A 14,459-nucleotide genomic window follows, 5' to 3' on the forward strand; every position below is an offset into this window, starting at 1 on the left:
GATGGGCGCGACCGCCCTTCCCCTTCATCCTGCCGCAAATATCCCCGCCGGAGGCACCGGGCCGCCCCGGCGACCCGGATCCCGATCGGTCAAGCCCAAGGGCTCAGGCGAACTGCTTGGCGACCTCTTCGGGAATGTCGAAATTCGCCGTGACGTTCTGGACGTCGTCATCGTCCTCGAGCGTGTCGATCAGCTTCATCAGCTTCTGCGCCGTCTCGAGATCGACATCGGTGCGGTTCTGCGGCTTCCAGATGAGCTTGGCTTCCTCGCTCTCGCCGAGCGCCGCCTCGAGCGCGTCCGAGACCGCCGACAGTTCGGTATCGGCGCAATAGATCCAGTGGCCGTCCTCGTCGGTCTCGACATCGTCGGCACCGGCCTCGATCGCCGCCTCCATCACCGTATCGGCGTCACCGGCACTCAGCGGATACATGATCTCGCCCACCCGGTCGAACATGAAGCTGACCGAGCCGGTGGTGCCGAGGTTGCCGCCATGCTTGGTGAAGTAGCTGCGCACGTTCGACGCGGTGCGGTTGAGGTTGTCGGTCATCGCCTCAACGATCACCGCGATGCCGTTCGGGCCGTAGCCCTCGTAGCGGATCTCGGTGTAATCCTCGGCGTCGCCGCCCATCGACTTCTTGATCGCGCGGTCGATCACGTCCTTGGGGCAGGACACCGCCTTGGCCGCCTTCACGGCAAGCCGCAGGCGCGGGTTCTTCTCGGGGTCGGGGTCGCCCATCTTTGCGGCGACGGTGATCTCCTTCGCCAGCTTCGAGAACAGTTTCGAACGCGCCGCATCCTGCCGCCCCTTGCGGTGCTGGATATTGGCCCATTTTGAATGGCCGGCCATGACCTTCTCCGTCGATCCTTCGGGTTTCGCGCCTCTATATGTCAGCGCCCCGCCTGCCCGCAAGCCCGAGCCGGCATCCGGCGCTTGCATCCGCCTTCGCGGGCGGTTTCAGTGGGGCGGCATAGCCGGAGCGCGCCATGACCCAGGACCAGATCATCCTCTTCACGCTCTTCGGCCTGGTCTTCGCGGCGCTGATCTCGGGGCGCTGGCGCTACGACCTCGTGGCCTTCACCGCGCTCATCGCGGGCGTTCTCGCCGGCGTGGTGCCGGCCAAGACCGCCTTCGCCGGCTTCGGCCATCCCGCGACGCTCGTGGTGGCCCTGGTCCTCGTCGTGTCGGCCGGGCTCACGCGCGCGGGCGTCGTGATGCTGATCACCCGCACCTTCGTCGACACCGGACGCGGGATCGGCGCCCATATCGCGATGATGGGCGCGGTGGGCGGCATCCTCTCCGCCTTCATGAACAACGTGGCAGCACTCGCGCTCCTCATGCCGGTCGACGTGGCGAGCGCCCGCAAGGCCGGCCGCGCGCCGGGCCTGTCGCTGATGCCGCTCTCCTTCGCGACGATCCTCGGTGGTATGGTGACGCTGATCGGCACACCACCCAACATCATCATCGCCACGATCCGCGAGGATGCGCTGGGCGAAAGCTTCCGGATGTTCGACTTCGCTCCAGTGGGGGGCGTCGTGGCGCTCGCGGGCCTCCTCTTCGTGGCGCTCGTCGGCTGGCGGCTCATCCCGAAGCGCGAGGACGAGGGCGCGGCGCGCGACACCGCGGCCTACGTCGCCGAACTGATCGTGCCGGAAGACTCCAGGCTCGTCGGCAACACCATGGGCGATCTCTATGACGAGGCCGACAAGGCCGGTGTCGCGCTCATGGCGCTCATCCGCGGCGACAAGCGCCGCTACGGCGCGGCCCGGAGCGAGACCCTCGCCGGCGGTGACGTGATCCTCGTCGAGGCCGAGGCCGAGCCGCTCGACGAATTCCGCGCCGCCCTCAAGCTCGATTTCGCCGACCACCGCCGCAAGCACTATCTCGAGGCCGAGAAGGCCGGCTTCACGATGGTCGAGGCGGTGGTGCGGACCGATGCGCGGATCCGCGGCAAGACCGTGGAGGCAGTCGGGCTGATCTGGCGCCACCGTACGGCGCTCATGGGCATCTCGCGCCGCGGCCACCGCATCAAGGGGCCGCTCGGCAAGGCAAAGATCCGCGCGGGCGACATCCTGCTCCTGCTCGCGCCATCCGAGACCGCAGACGAGGTCGTCAACTGGCTCGGCTGCCTGCCGCTCGCCGAGCGCGGGCTCGCGCTGACGAAGCAAGACCATACCTGGCCCGCGATCGCGATCTTCGCGGCGGCGGTGCTCGCGGCGAGCATCGGGCTCGTCGACCTGCCCGTCGCGCTCGGCGCGGTGTTGGTCGGCTACGTGGCGACCCGCGTGCTGCCGCTTGCCGAGATCTACGACCATATCGAATGGCCGGTGATCGTGCTCCTCGGCTCGATGATCCCGCTCGGGGCCGCGCTCGAGAGCTCGGGCGGCACGGAACTCATCGCAAGAGGCCTCATCGCGCTGACGGCAGGCGCGCCGGCCTGGGTCGCGCTTCTGGTGCTGATGGTGGTGACGATGACGCTGTCGGACGTGCTCAACAACACCGCGACCGCGATCGTCGCGGCGCCGGTCAGCATCGCCATGGCGAACGCGCTCGGCGCCTCGCCGGACCCGTTCCTGATGGCGGTCGCGGTCGCCGCCTCCTCGGCCTTCCTCACGCCGATCGGGCACAAGAACAACATGCTGATCCTCGGCCCCGGCGGCTACGAGTTCGGCGATTACTGGCGGATGGGCCTGCCGCTGGAAATCCTCGTCATCGCGGTGGCCCTGCCTTCGATCCTTCTGGTCTGGCCGCTCTGATCCGGCAACCGCGCCGTTCCGGCGCGACGAGATCCCTCGCCGTCGCGCAGAGAGCGAAGGCTCACGCCACCATCGACGAGTCCAACCGCAAGGCGCCCCTGCCACTTTCTGTCGTCAAATACTCTCGGGGGTGAATTGCTGCGCCAGCAGCAAGAGGGGGCAGACAGCCCCCTCCCCAACGCCGCGCGCAAGCGTGGCGTCACGATAGGCGTGACGCCGAAGGCGTCTCCGCCAGATTGCCGTCAGAGCGGCCAGAGGATCGGGATCATCACGCTCGCGGTGATGGCGAGCGTCAGGTTCAGGGGGATCCCGACCTTGAGATAGTCGGTAAATCGATACCCCCCGGGCCCGTAGACCAGCATGTTGGTCTGGTAGCCGATCGGCGTCGAGAACGCCGCCGAGGCTGCGAACATGATCGCGACGACAAGCCCCCTCGGATCGAGCCCGAGCGAATGGCCAAGTTCGATCGCCACCGGCGTGAAGATCACGCCGACGGCGTTGTTCGACACGATCTCGGTCAGGAACATGGCGAGCAGATAGACCGCCAGCACCACGAGTTGCGGCGGCAGGTCGCTCAGCGCGGGGCTGATCCAGCCGACGAGAAGCCGCGCCGCGCCGGTCTCGTCGAGCGCCGCACCGACCGCCAGCATCGCAAAGATGAGCGCGAGAAGCCGCCCCTCGATGAACGAGAATGCCTCGTCCGCGTCGATGCAGCGGGTGAGGAGCACGACCGCGACACCGACGAACGACAGCGCCAGGATCGGCGCCACGCCGAGCCCCGAGAGCGCGACGATCCCGGCCAGGACCGCGAAGGCCACCGGTGCCATCTTACGGCGGTAGGCCTTGACCGTCGGCTTCGAGACATCGACGAGGTCCATGTCGGCCGCGAGCCGCTGAATATCCTCAGGCGCGCCTTCGAGCAGGAGCGTGTCGCCCACCACGACGACAAGGTCGTCGAGCTGACGGCCGATGTTCTGGTTCCGCCGGTGCACGGCGAGCGTGTAGACGCCGTAGCGCCGGCGCAGGCGCAACTCGCCCAGCGAGCGGCCGATCATCCGGCAGCCCGGCGATATCAGCACCTCGACCGTCTCGGTCTGCACCGAGGAGAGCTTGTCGACGAGGCGGATCTCCTTGCTTTCCTGCATCCCGAGCAGCTCGGCCATCTCGGTCCGGAGCACCACGCGGTCGCCAGCCTGCAGCACCACCGGCGCGAGGTCGCGGCGCAGCGACGCGTCGCCGCGCAGAACGTCGATCACCCGGACGCCCGCGCGCTTGAAGAGATCGACCGAGAGCACCGACTGGCCGATAAGGTTCGAATCCTCGGGCAGCGCCACCTCGGTAAAGAACTTGAGCTTGCGCCGGTCCGACAGCATCCCCCCCATCGACTGCCGGTCGGGCAGGATCCGGCGGCCGATCGTGGCGATGTAGACCATGCCGATGAGGACCTGGATCGCGCCGAGGGGCGTGATCTCGAAGATCGTGAAGGGCTCCATCCCGCTCTTGCGCGCAACGCCGTCGACGAGCAGGTTCGTCGAGGTGCCGATCAGCGTCAGCGTGCCGCCGAGGATCGCCGCATAGGACAGCGGGATCAGCAGTTTCGAGGCCGAGACGTTGAGCTTGCGCGCGATCGAGACCATAACCGGGATCATCACCACGACGACGGGCGTGTTGTTGAGGAAGGCCGAGGCGATCGCCACGAAGCCGAAGAGGATGATCAGCGTCACCGTCGGGCGGTGGTCGGCATTGGCCTCGGCCGTCTGGGTCAGCCATTCGAGTGTGCCGGTCCGGACGAGCGCCCCCATGATCAGGAACATCGCGGTGATCGTCCAGGGCGCGGGATTGGTCAGCGCGTTCAACCCGGCCTCGTAGGGCAGAAGGCCGAAGACGAGACAGAGCGCCGCGCCGCCTATCGCGACGACCTCGACGGGGTAGCGCTCGCGCACAAACATCACGAACATGCCGAGCACGATCAGCAGCGCCAAGACTGCTTCGCCGTTCTGCGAGAGGGGAAGGTCGATCATTCAGCGGTCCTGCTGTTCGTGGAAAACGATGGACGGTTCGGTTGCGGGCAGCACGAACGGGCCCAGTTCCTCGCGGCGGGACGGGCGCGGCTGGACGAGGAAGAGCCCCGCGAAGACCAGCGCCAGTGCCGCCCAGACCCAGAGCGAGTAGCGTTCGCCGAGGATCAGCATCGACCAGAGGACGCCGGTGCCGGTCACGATATAGGCGACCTGTGCCGCGAAGACCGCGCCGCCGTGCCCGACGACCCAGACATAGCCGGCATAGGCCAGCGCATGGATCGCCGCAGTGACGACGAGCGCCGCGTCGGCGTCGGTCAGCGGCAGCGCGGGCGTGATCCAGCTGCCGCTCGCCACCACCGCCGGAAAGACGAGGACCACGCCGACGAGCGAGGCGCCGGTGAGAAGCTGGACGGGGTCCAGCCCGGCCGTACCCATCCGGCCGAGCCCCGCCGCCTCGACCGCGTAGAGCGCCGCCGCGGCAAGCGCGAAGGGCACGAAGACGAGCGCCGCGCGGTCGGGAAGGCTCGCCTCCGGCAGCACGATCATCAGGATGCCGGCGAGCCCGGCGAGGATGCCGAGGAAGCGCACCGGCTCGGGCCGTTCGAGACCGAGGCCGAAGGCCATCGGCAGCGCGAACATCGGCACCAGCGCGATGAACACCGCGACGAGACCGGCCGGCAGCCCCTCCTGCGCGGTGTAGAAGGCGGCGTTCGGCAGGATCGTCCCGAAAAGTGCTATGAAGACGTAGCGCGAGAGCGCGGGCCGCGTCAGCGGCAGCCGCCGCCTTGCAAGCACGAGCCAGAGCCCGAGCAGCGCCGAGCCAATGACGAGCTGCCAGAAGATGATGCCGAAATGGCGGTACCCGCCCATCACGACGATCTTCGACAGGGGCGCGGTCAGCCCCCAGCTTCCCCCGATCACGAAGAGCGCGAGAAAGAGCCGGCGCGCATCCATCAGGGCCGCGCCCCCTCGAGCCCGCCGCCGACGCGGATCATGCGGATCTTGGTGGCCTTCCCGGTGCGGTCGTCGGTCTCCACATAGGTGCCGCAGAGCGTCGCCTCGCCGTTCGCGGGCGTGAAGCGCTCCTTCGGCATGCCGGTCACGAAGCGGCGCATCGGTTCGAGCTTGTCCATGCCGATGACCGAGTTGTAGTCGCCGCACATCCCGGCATCGGACTGGAAGCCGGTGCCGCCGGGCAGGATCTGCGCATCCGCGGTCGGCACATGGGTATGGGCGCCGACGACGAGGCTCGCCCGGCCGTCGCACCAGTGGCCCATGCCCATCTTCTCGCTCGTCGCCTCGCAGTGGATCTCGACGACGGCGGCCTGGACAGCCCCCCCGAGCGGATGAGCGCGCAGGACCGCATCGATGGCCGAGAACGGATCGTCGAAGGGCCGCTTCATGAAGACCTGGCCGAGAACCTGCGCCACCAGCACCTTGCGCCCGCCCTTCGCCTCGAACACCCGCGCGCCCTTGCCGGGCGCGGTCTTGGCGTAGTTGATGGGTCTCAGGATCCGCGGCTCGGTCTCGATGTAGGACAGCATGTCCTTCTGGTCGAAGGCATGATCGCCGAGCGTCACGCAATCGGCCCCGGCAGCGAGCAGCGCCTTGGCGTGATCGGCCGACAGCCCCGCCCCGGAGGTCGCGTTCTCGCCGTTCACCACGACGAAATCGAGCCCCCATTCGGCACGCAAACCCGGCAGGCGCGCGGTGATCCCCGCACGCCCCGACCGCCCCACCACATCGCCCAGAAACATCAGCCTCATGCGCCCTGCCTAAGGCCCGGCAGGCGCGAGGGCAAGCGCGGCGACGCTACGCCGGCTCGGAAAGCGCCGCGCGGGGCGTGCAGGACACCCGAACCGGCGCGAAATGAGGCATCCCGCCGGAGCTGCCTTATCAGCGGATTGGCGCGGCTCGCGTATCGCCTCAGCGACGTTCGCCCGGTTCGACGCGCCCCATGCGACCGCCGCGCCGCGCCGGCTTGGCCGGGGCGGTCAGCCCCGCCGTCAGCACCGCCGTCATCGGGTGGTCTGGCCGGTCGAGGCCGTAGTGCGACAGGAGCGCCCGGAGCGCCTCGGGCTGGTCGGTGTCCATCGCGATGCTCAGCGCCCAGTCGAGGAAGATCGACCGGCATTCCGGCGCCGTGATCCCCTCGATCGCATAGCTTTCGCGGATCAACCCTTTCGGGTCCGCCCGAGACATCTCCATGATCTTCCTCGCCATACCCGCTTATCCCGCCGTTCGGCCCGGCGGCATAGGATCATGCCGCAAGAACGCGCGCGATAATGGCCGCGACGCGATCCTTGTGGCCTTCCATCTGCGACGCCATCCCGTCGAGATTCGACGCTCCGGTCTCACGCAGGAGGAACGCCTGCCCGCCCGCGCCGATCGCCGTCATGTCGAGCGGCTGCTCGGTCAGAAGCCGCGCCCCGGACTGGAGCCGCCAGAAGAACCGGTAGGCTTCCTGCAACGCGGCTTCGTCCTCGCGCGTGAGATAGCCGGCCTTGAGCCCGGCGCGAAGCTGGGCCTCGACCCGCCGCGCGGGTGCAGCGGACCTCAGTGCGCCGACTTGCGCGAGGAGCTCGATGTCCTGCAGCCGGCCGGGGCCGATCTTCGCCTCCCAAGCGCCGTCGGGCGCCTTGGCCGCGAAGATCCGATCGCGCATCTCGGCGACGTCGGGCAGCACCCGATCCGCCCCGCCCTTCGCGGCGAGGACCGCCATCCGCGCCTCCTCGACCTCGGCGGCGAGGGCGAAATCGGCTGCCACGGGCCGCGCCCGCGTCAGCGCCAGATGCTCCCAGGTCCAGGCCTCCTCCATCTGGTAGGAACGGAACGACTGGATCGCGGTCGCGACCGGCCCCTGTCGGCCCGACGGGCGGAGTCGCATGTCGACCTCGTAGAGCCGCCCGTCCGCCATCGGCGCCGAGAGCGCGGTCACCAGCGCCTGCGTGAGCCGCGAGTAGTAAGCCCTGGCAGCAAGCGGACGCGGCCCGTCCGAGGCGTCCACCCCGTCCGCGTCGTAGATCACGATCAGGTCGAGATCGGATTGCGCGTTCAGCCGCTCCGCCCCGAGCGAGCCCATGCCGAGCACCACCGCGCCGCGCCCCGGCGGCTGTCCGTGCTTGCGGGCGAACTCCGCGACCACGACCGGCCAGAGCGCGGCGAGGACCGCCCCGGCGAGATCCGCGTATTCGCGTCCCGCCTGGCCCGCATCGATCAGCCCGCGCAGGTGGTGGACGCCGATCCGGAAATGCCATTCCCGAGCCCAGATCCGCGCCGAGGTCAGCCGCGCCTCGTAATCCGCCCGCTCCTCCAGCCGTTTGGAAAGCACCTCCACCAGCGCGGCCGTGCCCGGCCAGGGCGCGAAGAAATCCCCGCCGATCACCGCATCGAGTACCGCCGCGTTGCGCGACAGATAGCTTGCGAGCCCCGGCGCCGTTGCGCATATGTCTACAATCAGGTCGATAAGCTGCGGATTGGCCTCGAAAAGCGAGAAAAGCTGCACCCCGGCGGGCAGCCCGGCCAGAAAGCCGTCGAACTGGCGCAGCGCCTCGGACGGGTTCGCGGCGCGGTCGAGCCGCGACAGGATCTCGGGCTGGACCCGCTTGAAGATCGCCACCGCGCGCTCGGAACGAAGCGCCGGATAGGAGCGCCAGCCCTCGACGATCTCGCGCATCTCGGCGCTCATCTCGGGGCCGCTGCGCGTCTCGCCGGGAGCGAAGAAGCCCTCGGTCAGCTCGGCCACCCGCTCCAGCCTTGCATGAAGGGCCGAGCGGAATGTTTCGGTATCGGCCTCGCCGCACATCCGGGCGATGCGGTCGAACCCGTCCGGCGTCGTCGGCAGGTCGTGGGTCTGGGCATCGGCCACCATCTGCACCCGGTGCTCGATCTCGCGATGGGCGCGGTAGAGTTCGGTGAGTTCCGCTGCGTCGGCCTCGGGCACCCAGCCCTTCGCGGCGAGCGCGGCGAGGCCGCCCACGGTGTCGCTCGCGCGTAAGGACGGGTCGCGCCCGCCGGCGATGATCTGGCGGGTCTGGGTGAAGAACTCGATCTCGCGGATGCCACCCATCCCGAGCTTCATGTTGTGCCCCTCGAGCACGATCGGCCCGTGCAGCCCCTTGTGCTCGCGGATCCTCAGCCGCATGTCGTAGGCGTCCTGGATCGCCGCGAAGTCGAGATGGCGGCGCCAGACGAAGGGGGTGAGGGTCTGAAGGAACCGCGCCCCGGCCGCTAGATCACCACCGCAGGGCCGCGCCTTGATGTAGGCGGCGCGTTCCCAGGTGCGGCCCTGCGCCTCGTAATACTGCTCGGCCGCGGCCATCGAGATGCAGACCGGCGTGACCGAGGCGTCGGGGCGGAGCCTAAGATCGGTGCGGAAGACATAGCCGTCGGCGGTGAGGTCCGACAGCATCGCCGTCATCTTGCGCACCACGCGGATGAAGGCGGCGCGGGCCTCCTGCACGTTGTCTGGGGCATAGCGGGTTTCGTCGAAGAGGCAGATGAGGTCGATGTCGGAGGAATAGTTGAGCTCTCCAGCCCCGCCCTTGCCCATCGCCAGAGCGACGATGCCGCAGGCGGTATCGGCATCCCCGGGCACCGCGCCCGGCACCTTGCCGCGCCGGATCTCGTCGGCGGCAAGCGCGCGGAGCGCGTGGTGGACGGCAGCATCGGCCAGTCGGGTCAGCGCGCCGGTGACCTGTTCGAGCGGCCAAACGCCGCCGAGGTCGGCGAGCCCGGCGAGCAGCGCGATCCGCGCCTTGGCATGGCGCAACGCCGGGCCGAGCGCCTCGCTGTCGAGCGCGACGAGCCCCGCGAGTTCGGCATCGAGCGCCGCCTCCGGCGATCCGGCGAGCGCGGCTTCGAGCCAGTCGGCCTGGCGCTCCATCAGCCCGGCGAGATAGGGGCTGCAACCCGCGGCTCCTTCGAGAACCGCCCGGACCTCGGGTGCGAGCGCCGCGAAGCGGGCGCGCGGCTCCTCGATCCTAGCCGGTTCGAAAGGAATGGGGCAGCGAGTCAGGCGTGCGGCGAATGTCATGGCCCGACACTACAAGTCCGCCGGGCGGCGTCAACGACCGCCCGCGCCCGCCGCCCCCCCGATCAGCGCCCCCGGCGCCACTCGTCGAGCGCGGGATTGGCGTCGCGGGCGGTCGGCGCAACGTGCCGCGCGGCGTGGCTTTGCGGCGCCGATGCGGGCCGGTTGCGTAGGTAGTGCGCCTCGCGCGCACCGAAGTAGAAGCCGACGATGGCGGCAAACAGCCACCAGAGCGGCTCGGGAACCGTCGAAAGGCCGGTCATGCGGCGCGCGAAGCCCTCCGGATCGACCATCGCATGGACGAACAGGCCGATCGTGCCGAGTGCCAGAAGCGGCCGTGGCAGCCGGTTCAGCCCGTTCACGAAGCGGTCGAAAGCGCCGGGTCCGGCGCTCTGGAACTCCGTCCCGAATGCGTCGAGCGCGGCGAGATAGGCCGCCTGCCCCGCTTCCATCCGCTTCGTGGCATTCGGGGTGAAAACCTCCGCCACCGAGGTCGCCGCCTCGCCGATCGCCGTGGCGGCGGCCGGCGCGCCGAGGATTCGTCCGATCACGCCCATGCCGCGGTCCTTTCGCGATGTTCGGCCTCGCTGAGGTGGAAGCGGGGCGCGATGAATGCCTCGGCACGGGTGATCCAGCCGCCCTTGCCGCCACTGCGGCGGCGGACGTACTTGCGGCTCGCCGGCCGCGCGTCGGCGAGCGCGTAGTAATGGTTGCGCCTTGCGATACCGTAGGCGTCGACGATCAGGTCCGGCGCCTCCTCGGCGGCACGGTGGGCGGCGGCGATGGTGCGCGGCCCGATCACCCCGTCATCGGCCATCGCGTGGCCCATCTCGGTCAGGAGCCGCTGCAGGATCTTCACCGCGCTGGCGCCGGCATTGACATACATGTCGAAGACCGGCGGCTGCAGCACTTCCGGAAGGTCGTGGATGCGGGGACGGCGAAAGTAGTGCTCGACGAAGATCGCCACCGCCCGGTCGCGGCTGAGGCGCCGGACGTCGGCCTCGGTGACCCGCCCGTCGCCCGTCAGGTCGATCCCGAGCCGCTTCAGCGTGCGGATCGTGACCCCGTACTTCGTCGCCCCGCCGGGATCGTCGGGATCGTTCACATAGCCGCCCTCGCGGGCGACGATCTCTCTGGCGATGTCGGTGACGCTTCGCATGGCCTCTCCCCGCAAATCCGGGGAAAGGCTCGTTCGAAAAGGTTAATTCGTCGCGGGCTCAGCGTCCGGTTCGACATACATGCCCTGATCCTTCAGGGCGTCGATCACTTCCTTCGGCATGTAGGTCTCGTCATGCTTGGCGAGGATCTCGGTTGCCTCGAACGTGCCGTCGACGAGCTTGCCGGTCGCGACTACGCCCTCGCCCTCGCCGAAAAGGTCGGGCAGCACGCCCTCGTAGCGGACCGGGATGACCGCGCCGCCGTCGGTGACGTTGAAGGTGATCGCGGCACCCTGGCCGCGCACGAGGCTGCCCTCCTCGACCAGCCCGCCGATGCGGAAGGTCTCGTTCGGGGCGGGTGCCTTCTCGGCCACTTCGGAGGGCGAGCGGAAATACTGCAGCGCGTCGGGTGCCGCGTAGTAGAAGGCCGCGAAGCTCGCAGCCATCGCCACCGCGGCGAGAACGAGGATCTGGATCCGGCGCTGTTTCTTCAATCCCTTCATGGCCGCCTCACGGGAAGACCGGCGCGAGCATCAGCCCCGCCGTCTCGTCGAGCCCGAGCATCAGGTTGGCGTTCTGCACCGCCTGCCCCGAGGAGCCCTTGTTGAGGTTGTCGAGTGCCGCGACGACTAGCGCGCGGCCCGGCTTGCGGTCGCCGATCACGCCGATATGGCAGAAGTTCGAGCCCGCCACCGCCCCGGTCCCCGGCGCCTGGCCGAACGGCAGGACGGTGAGGAACGGCTCGGCGGCATAGCGCGCGGCGAGGGCTGCATGGATCGCCTCGGCCTCGCCCCGGACGTAGCAGGAGGCGAGGATGCCGCGCGACATCGGCACGAGGTGGGGGGTGAACATGATCTCCACCTTCCGCCCCGCGATGGCGCTGAACTCCTGGTCGAACTCGCCCAGGTGCCGGTGCTTGCCGCCCTGGCTGTAGCCGAGGACATCGGTCTGGCGCTCGGTGAAGAGCATGTTTTCCTTCAAGCTGCGCCCGGCCCCGGAGATACCGTTCTTCAGGTCGCAGATGATCTCGTCGAGGTCGATGAGACCGGCCTCGATCAGCGGCCGAAGCGCGAATTGCACAGTCGCCGCATTGCAGCCGGTACCCGCGACGAGCCGCGCGGAGCGGATCTCGTCCCGGTAGAACTCGGTCAGGCCGTAGACGGCCTCTTTCTGCAATTCGGTCGCCACATGCGGGGCACCGTACCACTTCTCGTAGGCCGCCGGATCGCGCAGACGGAAATCGGCGCCGAGATCGACGACCTTGACCGACGCCGGCAGGTCGCGCACCAGCGCCTGGCTGAGACCATGCGGAAGGGCCGCAAAGCACAGGTCGATCCTGGAAAAGTCGATCTGTTCTATGGTCGAGAGCGTGGGCAGCTTCAGGTGGCGTAGCTGCGGATAGACGCTCGCCATCTCCTGCCCGGCCTTGCGGTCGGCCGAGAGCGCCGCGATCTCCATCGCGGGATGGGTGGCGATGATCCGCACGAGTTCGGCGCCGGTATAGCCGGACGCGCCGAGGATCGCGATCTTGTGGGTCATGGGGACCTCCGGTCGGGTACGGGGTGCTTGATGTCCGAGTGAGGGGCGGCTTTCAACCGGATTCTTCGTGATCGGCGCCGGGGCCCGGCGTATCGAGGCTTCCTGCCAGGCTCGCCGTCGCGACGCGCCAAGAGGCACTCCTGGATTTACGCTATGATCCGAATGGCCGTTCGGCCGATTCTCTTTACGGGAGGGCCATGCGATGGAAAGCCGCACGCAGAAGTCTTTCACGGCATCCGACGGCATCCTCATCCGGTACCGGGTGGCGGGCGCCGGTCCGCCGGTCGTCCTTCTGCACGGCTTCAGCATGTCCTCCGAGATGTGGTGGCAGAACGGCGTCGCCGCGGCGCTCGCCGGGCGCTACCGGCTCCTCGCGCCGGACATGCGGGGCCACGGCGACAGCGACAAGCCTCGTGACCCGGCGCGCTACGGCCGAACGCTGGTCACGGACGTCGCGGAGTTGATCCTCACCGAGGCGCCATCCGGCGCGCATATCGTCGGATTTTCCATGGGGGCGGAGCTCTCGCTGCCGCTCGCGGTCGACCACCCGGAGATCATCCGCTCGCTCTATCTGATCGGCTCGGGCTGGTCGCCCCCCGAGATCGTCGATGAATACCGGATCCACATGGACTGGGCGCGCGAACGTGCGGAGCAGGACGCCGCGAACGACCTCGACGCGCTTTCCGCGCTCGTGGACGCTGTGGAGGCGACGGTTGGGCTGCCGGAGGCGCAGATCGCCGCGCTCGACCTCCCGATGGCCGGGATTGCGGGCCAGCTCGACGTGGAGCGGCCTCATCTGGAACGGCTCGCACGCGCCCGGCCCGATTTCGACCTCGAGATCTTTCCGGGCGTCGATCACATGGGCTCGTGGAAAGATCCCCGGCTGCCGGGGCGGATCGGTGCCTTTCTCGATGCTCAGCCGCGCTGATCGGCGCGATTGGACAGGCTCCCTAGAAGCACCCGCCCGGAATCCGAACTGCGCGTCATCCGCAAGACAAATCCACGTCAGGCCGCCTCGAAGCTGATCTTCCGGCGCAGGAACTGGGTCGCCTTGTTCGACACCCGTGCCGGGTTGCCGGTCGTGAGGAACTTCGACACGGTGCCGGAGCCGAGGAAATCGGGATGGCGGTCGAGATAGTCCTTGAGGCTCGCGGCGACGAGTTTGGCCTGCGAATAGACCTTGACCTCCGGCCCGAGCGCGGCCTGGAAGGCCGGCTCCATCAGCGGGTAATGCGTGCAGCCGAGGATCGCCGCCTCGGGCTTCGGCATCCGCCGCAGAAGCGCCTCGACATGGGAGCGCACCAGCGCCTCGGCGAGGATCTCGTCGCCTTCCTCGATCGCGTCCACGACGCCGCCGCAGGGCTGCGCCTCGACATCGACGCCGATGGCACGGAAGGCCAACTCGCGCTGGAAGGCGCGGGAGGCCACCGTCGCGGGCGTGGCGAAGAGCGCCACATGCTTCACCTCGACCTCGCGCGGCGGCGAGTTGTCGCCCCATTGCCGCTCGGTCAGCGCCTCGATCATCGGGACGAAGACGCCGAGCACGCGCTTGTCCTTCGGCACCCAGGTCTCCTGCATCCGCTTCAGCGCGGCGGCCGAGGCGGTGTTGCAGGCAAGGATCACGAGGTCGCAGCCCTCGGCCCAGAGCCGCTCGACGCCTTTGCAGGTCAGGTTGAAGATGTCCTCGGCGTCACGCACGCCGTAGGGCGTATGGGCGTTGTCGCCGTAATAGACGAAGGCCACATCCGGCAGCGCCTCGGCGACGGCGTCGAGGACCGTGAGCCCGCCGAGACCCGAATCGAAGATGCCTACCGCCATGCCCTGCCCCCTCCCCGCGCCGCAGCGTGAGCATGTGGCGCGGTGTTTATTCGTGAATTCAAGGCCATAGCCGAAAGGCGGTCATGACCTTCCTATCCGTAACTCATACGTCGCTGTTCGACGGAAATCCATCGCCAG

Annotated in this window: 13 protein-coding genes; 2 read left to right on the forward strand and 11 right to left on the reverse strand. The window is 68.8% G+C overall.

The genetic code is table 11. The annotated features are described in order from the left end of the window. Positions 1-103: 103 nt before the first annotated feature. Positions 104-847: a YebC/PmpR family DNA-binding transcriptional regulator gene (locus OEZ60_RS16845; protein ID WP_263338714.1), complete on the reverse strand. Its 744-nt coding sequence runs from the start codon at positions 845-847 to the stop codon at positions 104-106. Positions 848-984: 137 nt separating this feature from the next. Between OEZ60_RS16845 and OEZ60_RS16850 the strand changes: the two genes are divergently transcribed. Continuing rightward, entirely contained in the window at positions 985-2,754 is a 1,770-nt protein-coding gene (locus tag OEZ60_RS16850) for an SLC13 family permease (protein WP_263338716.1), read from the forward strand. Positions 2,755-2,996: 242 nt separating this feature from the next. Here the strand turns inward: OEZ60_RS16850 and OEZ60_RS16855 are convergent, their stop codons facing one another. The 9 genes from OEZ60_RS16855 to argC all read right to left on the reverse strand — a co-directional run bounded on the left by OEZ60_RS16855 (position 2,997) and on the right by argC (position 12,503). Next, positions 2,997-4,775: an SLC13 family permease gene (locus OEZ60_RS16855; RefSeq protein ID WP_263338719.1), complete on the reverse strand. Its 1,779-nt coding sequence runs from the start codon at positions 4,773-4,775 to the stop codon at positions 2,997-2,999. After that, positions 4,776-5,729 (reverse strand): DMT family transporter, encoded by a 954-nt coding sequence (locus tag OEZ60_RS16860; RefSeq protein ID WP_263338721.1) that lies wholly within the window; start codon positions 5,727-5,729, stop codon positions 4,776-4,778. Then, positions 5,729-6,541, reverse strand: coding sequence for a TIGR00282 family metallophosphoesterase (locus OEZ60_RS16865; protein WP_263338722.1), 813 nt, complete (start codon positions 6,539-6,541; stop codon positions 5,729-5,731). Before OEZ60_RS16865 ends, OEZ60_RS16860 begins: the two co-directional genes overlap by 1 nt. A gap of 160 nt (positions 6,542-6,701) precedes the next feature. Beyond that, the gene (locus tag OEZ60_RS16870; protein ID WP_263338941.1) at positions 6,702-6,983 is read right to left on the reverse strand and encodes a hypothetical protein; all 282 of its coding nucleotides are present in this window, start codon (positions 6,981-6,983) and stop codon (positions 6,702-6,704) included. A gap of 52 nt (positions 6,984-7,035) precedes the next feature. Continuing rightward, positions 7,036-9,810 (reverse strand): [protein-PII] uridylyltransferase family protein, encoded by a 2,775-nt coding sequence (locus OEZ60_RS16875; RefSeq protein WP_263338725.1) that lies wholly within the window; start codon positions 9,808-9,810, stop codon positions 7,036-7,038. A gap of 62 nt (positions 9,811-9,872) precedes the next feature. Beyond that, positions 9,873-10,364 carry a holin family protein gene (locus OEZ60_RS16880; RefSeq protein ID WP_263338727.1) on the reverse strand — a complete coding sequence of 164 codons (492 nt, stop codon included), beginning with the start codon at positions 10,362-10,364 and terminating at the stop codon, positions 9,873-9,875. After that, on the reverse strand, positions 10,355-10,966 hold the full coding sequence (locus OEZ60_RS16885) for a holin-associated N-acetylmuramidase (RefSeq protein ID WP_263338728.1): 612 nt from the start codon (positions 10,964-10,966) through the stop codon (positions 10,355-10,357). Before OEZ60_RS16885 ends, OEZ60_RS16880 begins: the two co-directional genes overlap by 10 nt. Positions 10,967-11,008: 42 nt before the next feature. Then, positions 11,009-11,467, reverse strand: a complete 459-nt coding sequence (ccmE, locus tag OEZ60_RS16890) for a cytochrome c maturation protein CcmE (protein ID WP_263338731.1) — start codon at positions 11,465-11,467, stop codon at positions 11,009-11,011. Between the two features lie 7 nt (positions 11,468-11,474). Continuing rightward, positions 11,475-12,503, reverse strand: a complete 1,029-nt coding sequence (gene argC / locus OEZ60_RS16895) for an N-acetyl-gamma-glutamyl-phosphate reductase (protein WP_263338734.1) — start codon at positions 12,501-12,503, stop codon at positions 11,475-11,477. 202 nt (positions 12,504-12,705) lie between these two features. On the opposite strand from argC, the gene OEZ60_RS16900 reads away from it, so the two are divergent. Then, on the forward strand, positions 12,706-13,431 hold the full coding sequence (locus tag OEZ60_RS16900; RefSeq protein WP_263338737.1) for an alpha/beta fold hydrolase: 726 nt from the start codon (positions 12,706-12,708) through the stop codon (positions 13,429-13,431). A gap of 77 nt (positions 13,432-13,508) precedes the next feature. Here OEZ60_RS16900 and OEZ60_RS16905 read toward each other — a convergent pair whose 3' ends face one another. Then, complete coding sequence (locus OEZ60_RS16905) at positions 13,509-14,321, reverse strand: glutamate racemase (RefSeq protein WP_263338739.1); 813 nt, start codon at positions 14,319-14,321, stop codon at positions 13,509-13,511. Between the last annotated feature and the right edge of the window lie 138 nt (positions 14,322-14,459).

The organism is Albidovulum salinarum (genome assembly GCF_025673475.1).
GTDB lineage: Bacteria > Pseudomonadota > Alphaproteobacteria > Rhodobacterales > Rhodobacteraceae > Albidovulum > Albidovulum salinarum.

Bases quoted from the DNA above. Each gene is read 5' to 3' on its own strand.
- OEZ60_RS16845 (WP_263338714.1), bottom strand. From the start codon at position 847: ATGGCCGGCCATTCAAAATGGGCCAATATCCAGCACCGCAAGGGGCGG.
- OEZ60_RS16870 (WP_263338941.1), bottom strand. From the start codon at position 6,983: ATGGAGATGTCTCGGGCGGACCCGAAAGGGTTGATCCGCGAAAGCTAT.
- OEZ60_RS16905 (WP_263338739.1), bottom strand. From the start codon at position 14,321: ATGGCGGTAGGCATCTTCGATTCGGGTCTCGGCGGGCTCACGGTCCTC.
- argC (WP_263338734.1), bottom strand. From the start codon at position 12,503: ATGACCCACAAGATCGCGATCCTCGGCGCGTCCGGCTATACCGGCGCC.
- OEZ60_RS16880 (WP_263338727.1), bottom strand. From the start codon at position 10,364: ATGGGCGTGATCGGACGAATCCTCGGCGCGCCGGCCGCCGCCACGGCG.
- OEZ60_RS16860 (WP_263338721.1), bottom strand. From the start codon at position 5,729: ATGGATGCGCGCCGGCTCTTTCTCGCGCTCTTCGTGATCGGGGGAAGC.
- OEZ60_RS16875 (WP_263338725.1), bottom strand. From the start codon at position 9,810: ATGACATTCGCCGCACGCCTGACTCGCTGCCCCATTCCTTTCGAACCG.
- OEZ60_RS16900 (WP_263338737.1), top strand. From the start codon at position 12,706: ATGGAAAGCCGCACGCAGAAGTCTTTCACGGCATCCGACGGCATCCTC.
- OEZ60_RS16850 (WP_263338716.1), top strand. From the start codon at position 985: ATGACCCAGGACCAGATCATCCTCTTCACGCTCTTCGGCCTGGTCTTC.
- OEZ60_RS16865 (WP_263338722.1), bottom strand. From the start codon at position 6,541: ATGAGGCTGATGTTTCTGGGCGATGTGGTGGGGCGGTCGGGGCGTGCG.
- ccmE (WP_263338731.1), bottom strand. From the start codon at position 11,467: ATGAAGGGATTGAAGAAACAGCGCCGGATCCAGATCCTCGTTCTCGCC.
- OEZ60_RS16885 (WP_263338728.1), bottom strand. From the start codon at position 10,966: ATGCGAAGCGTCACCGACATCGCCAGAGAGATCGTCGCCCGCGAGGGC.
- OEZ60_RS16855 (WP_263338719.1), bottom strand. From the start codon at position 4,775: ATGATCGACCTTCCCCTCTCGCAGAACGGCGAAGCAGTCTTGGCGCTG.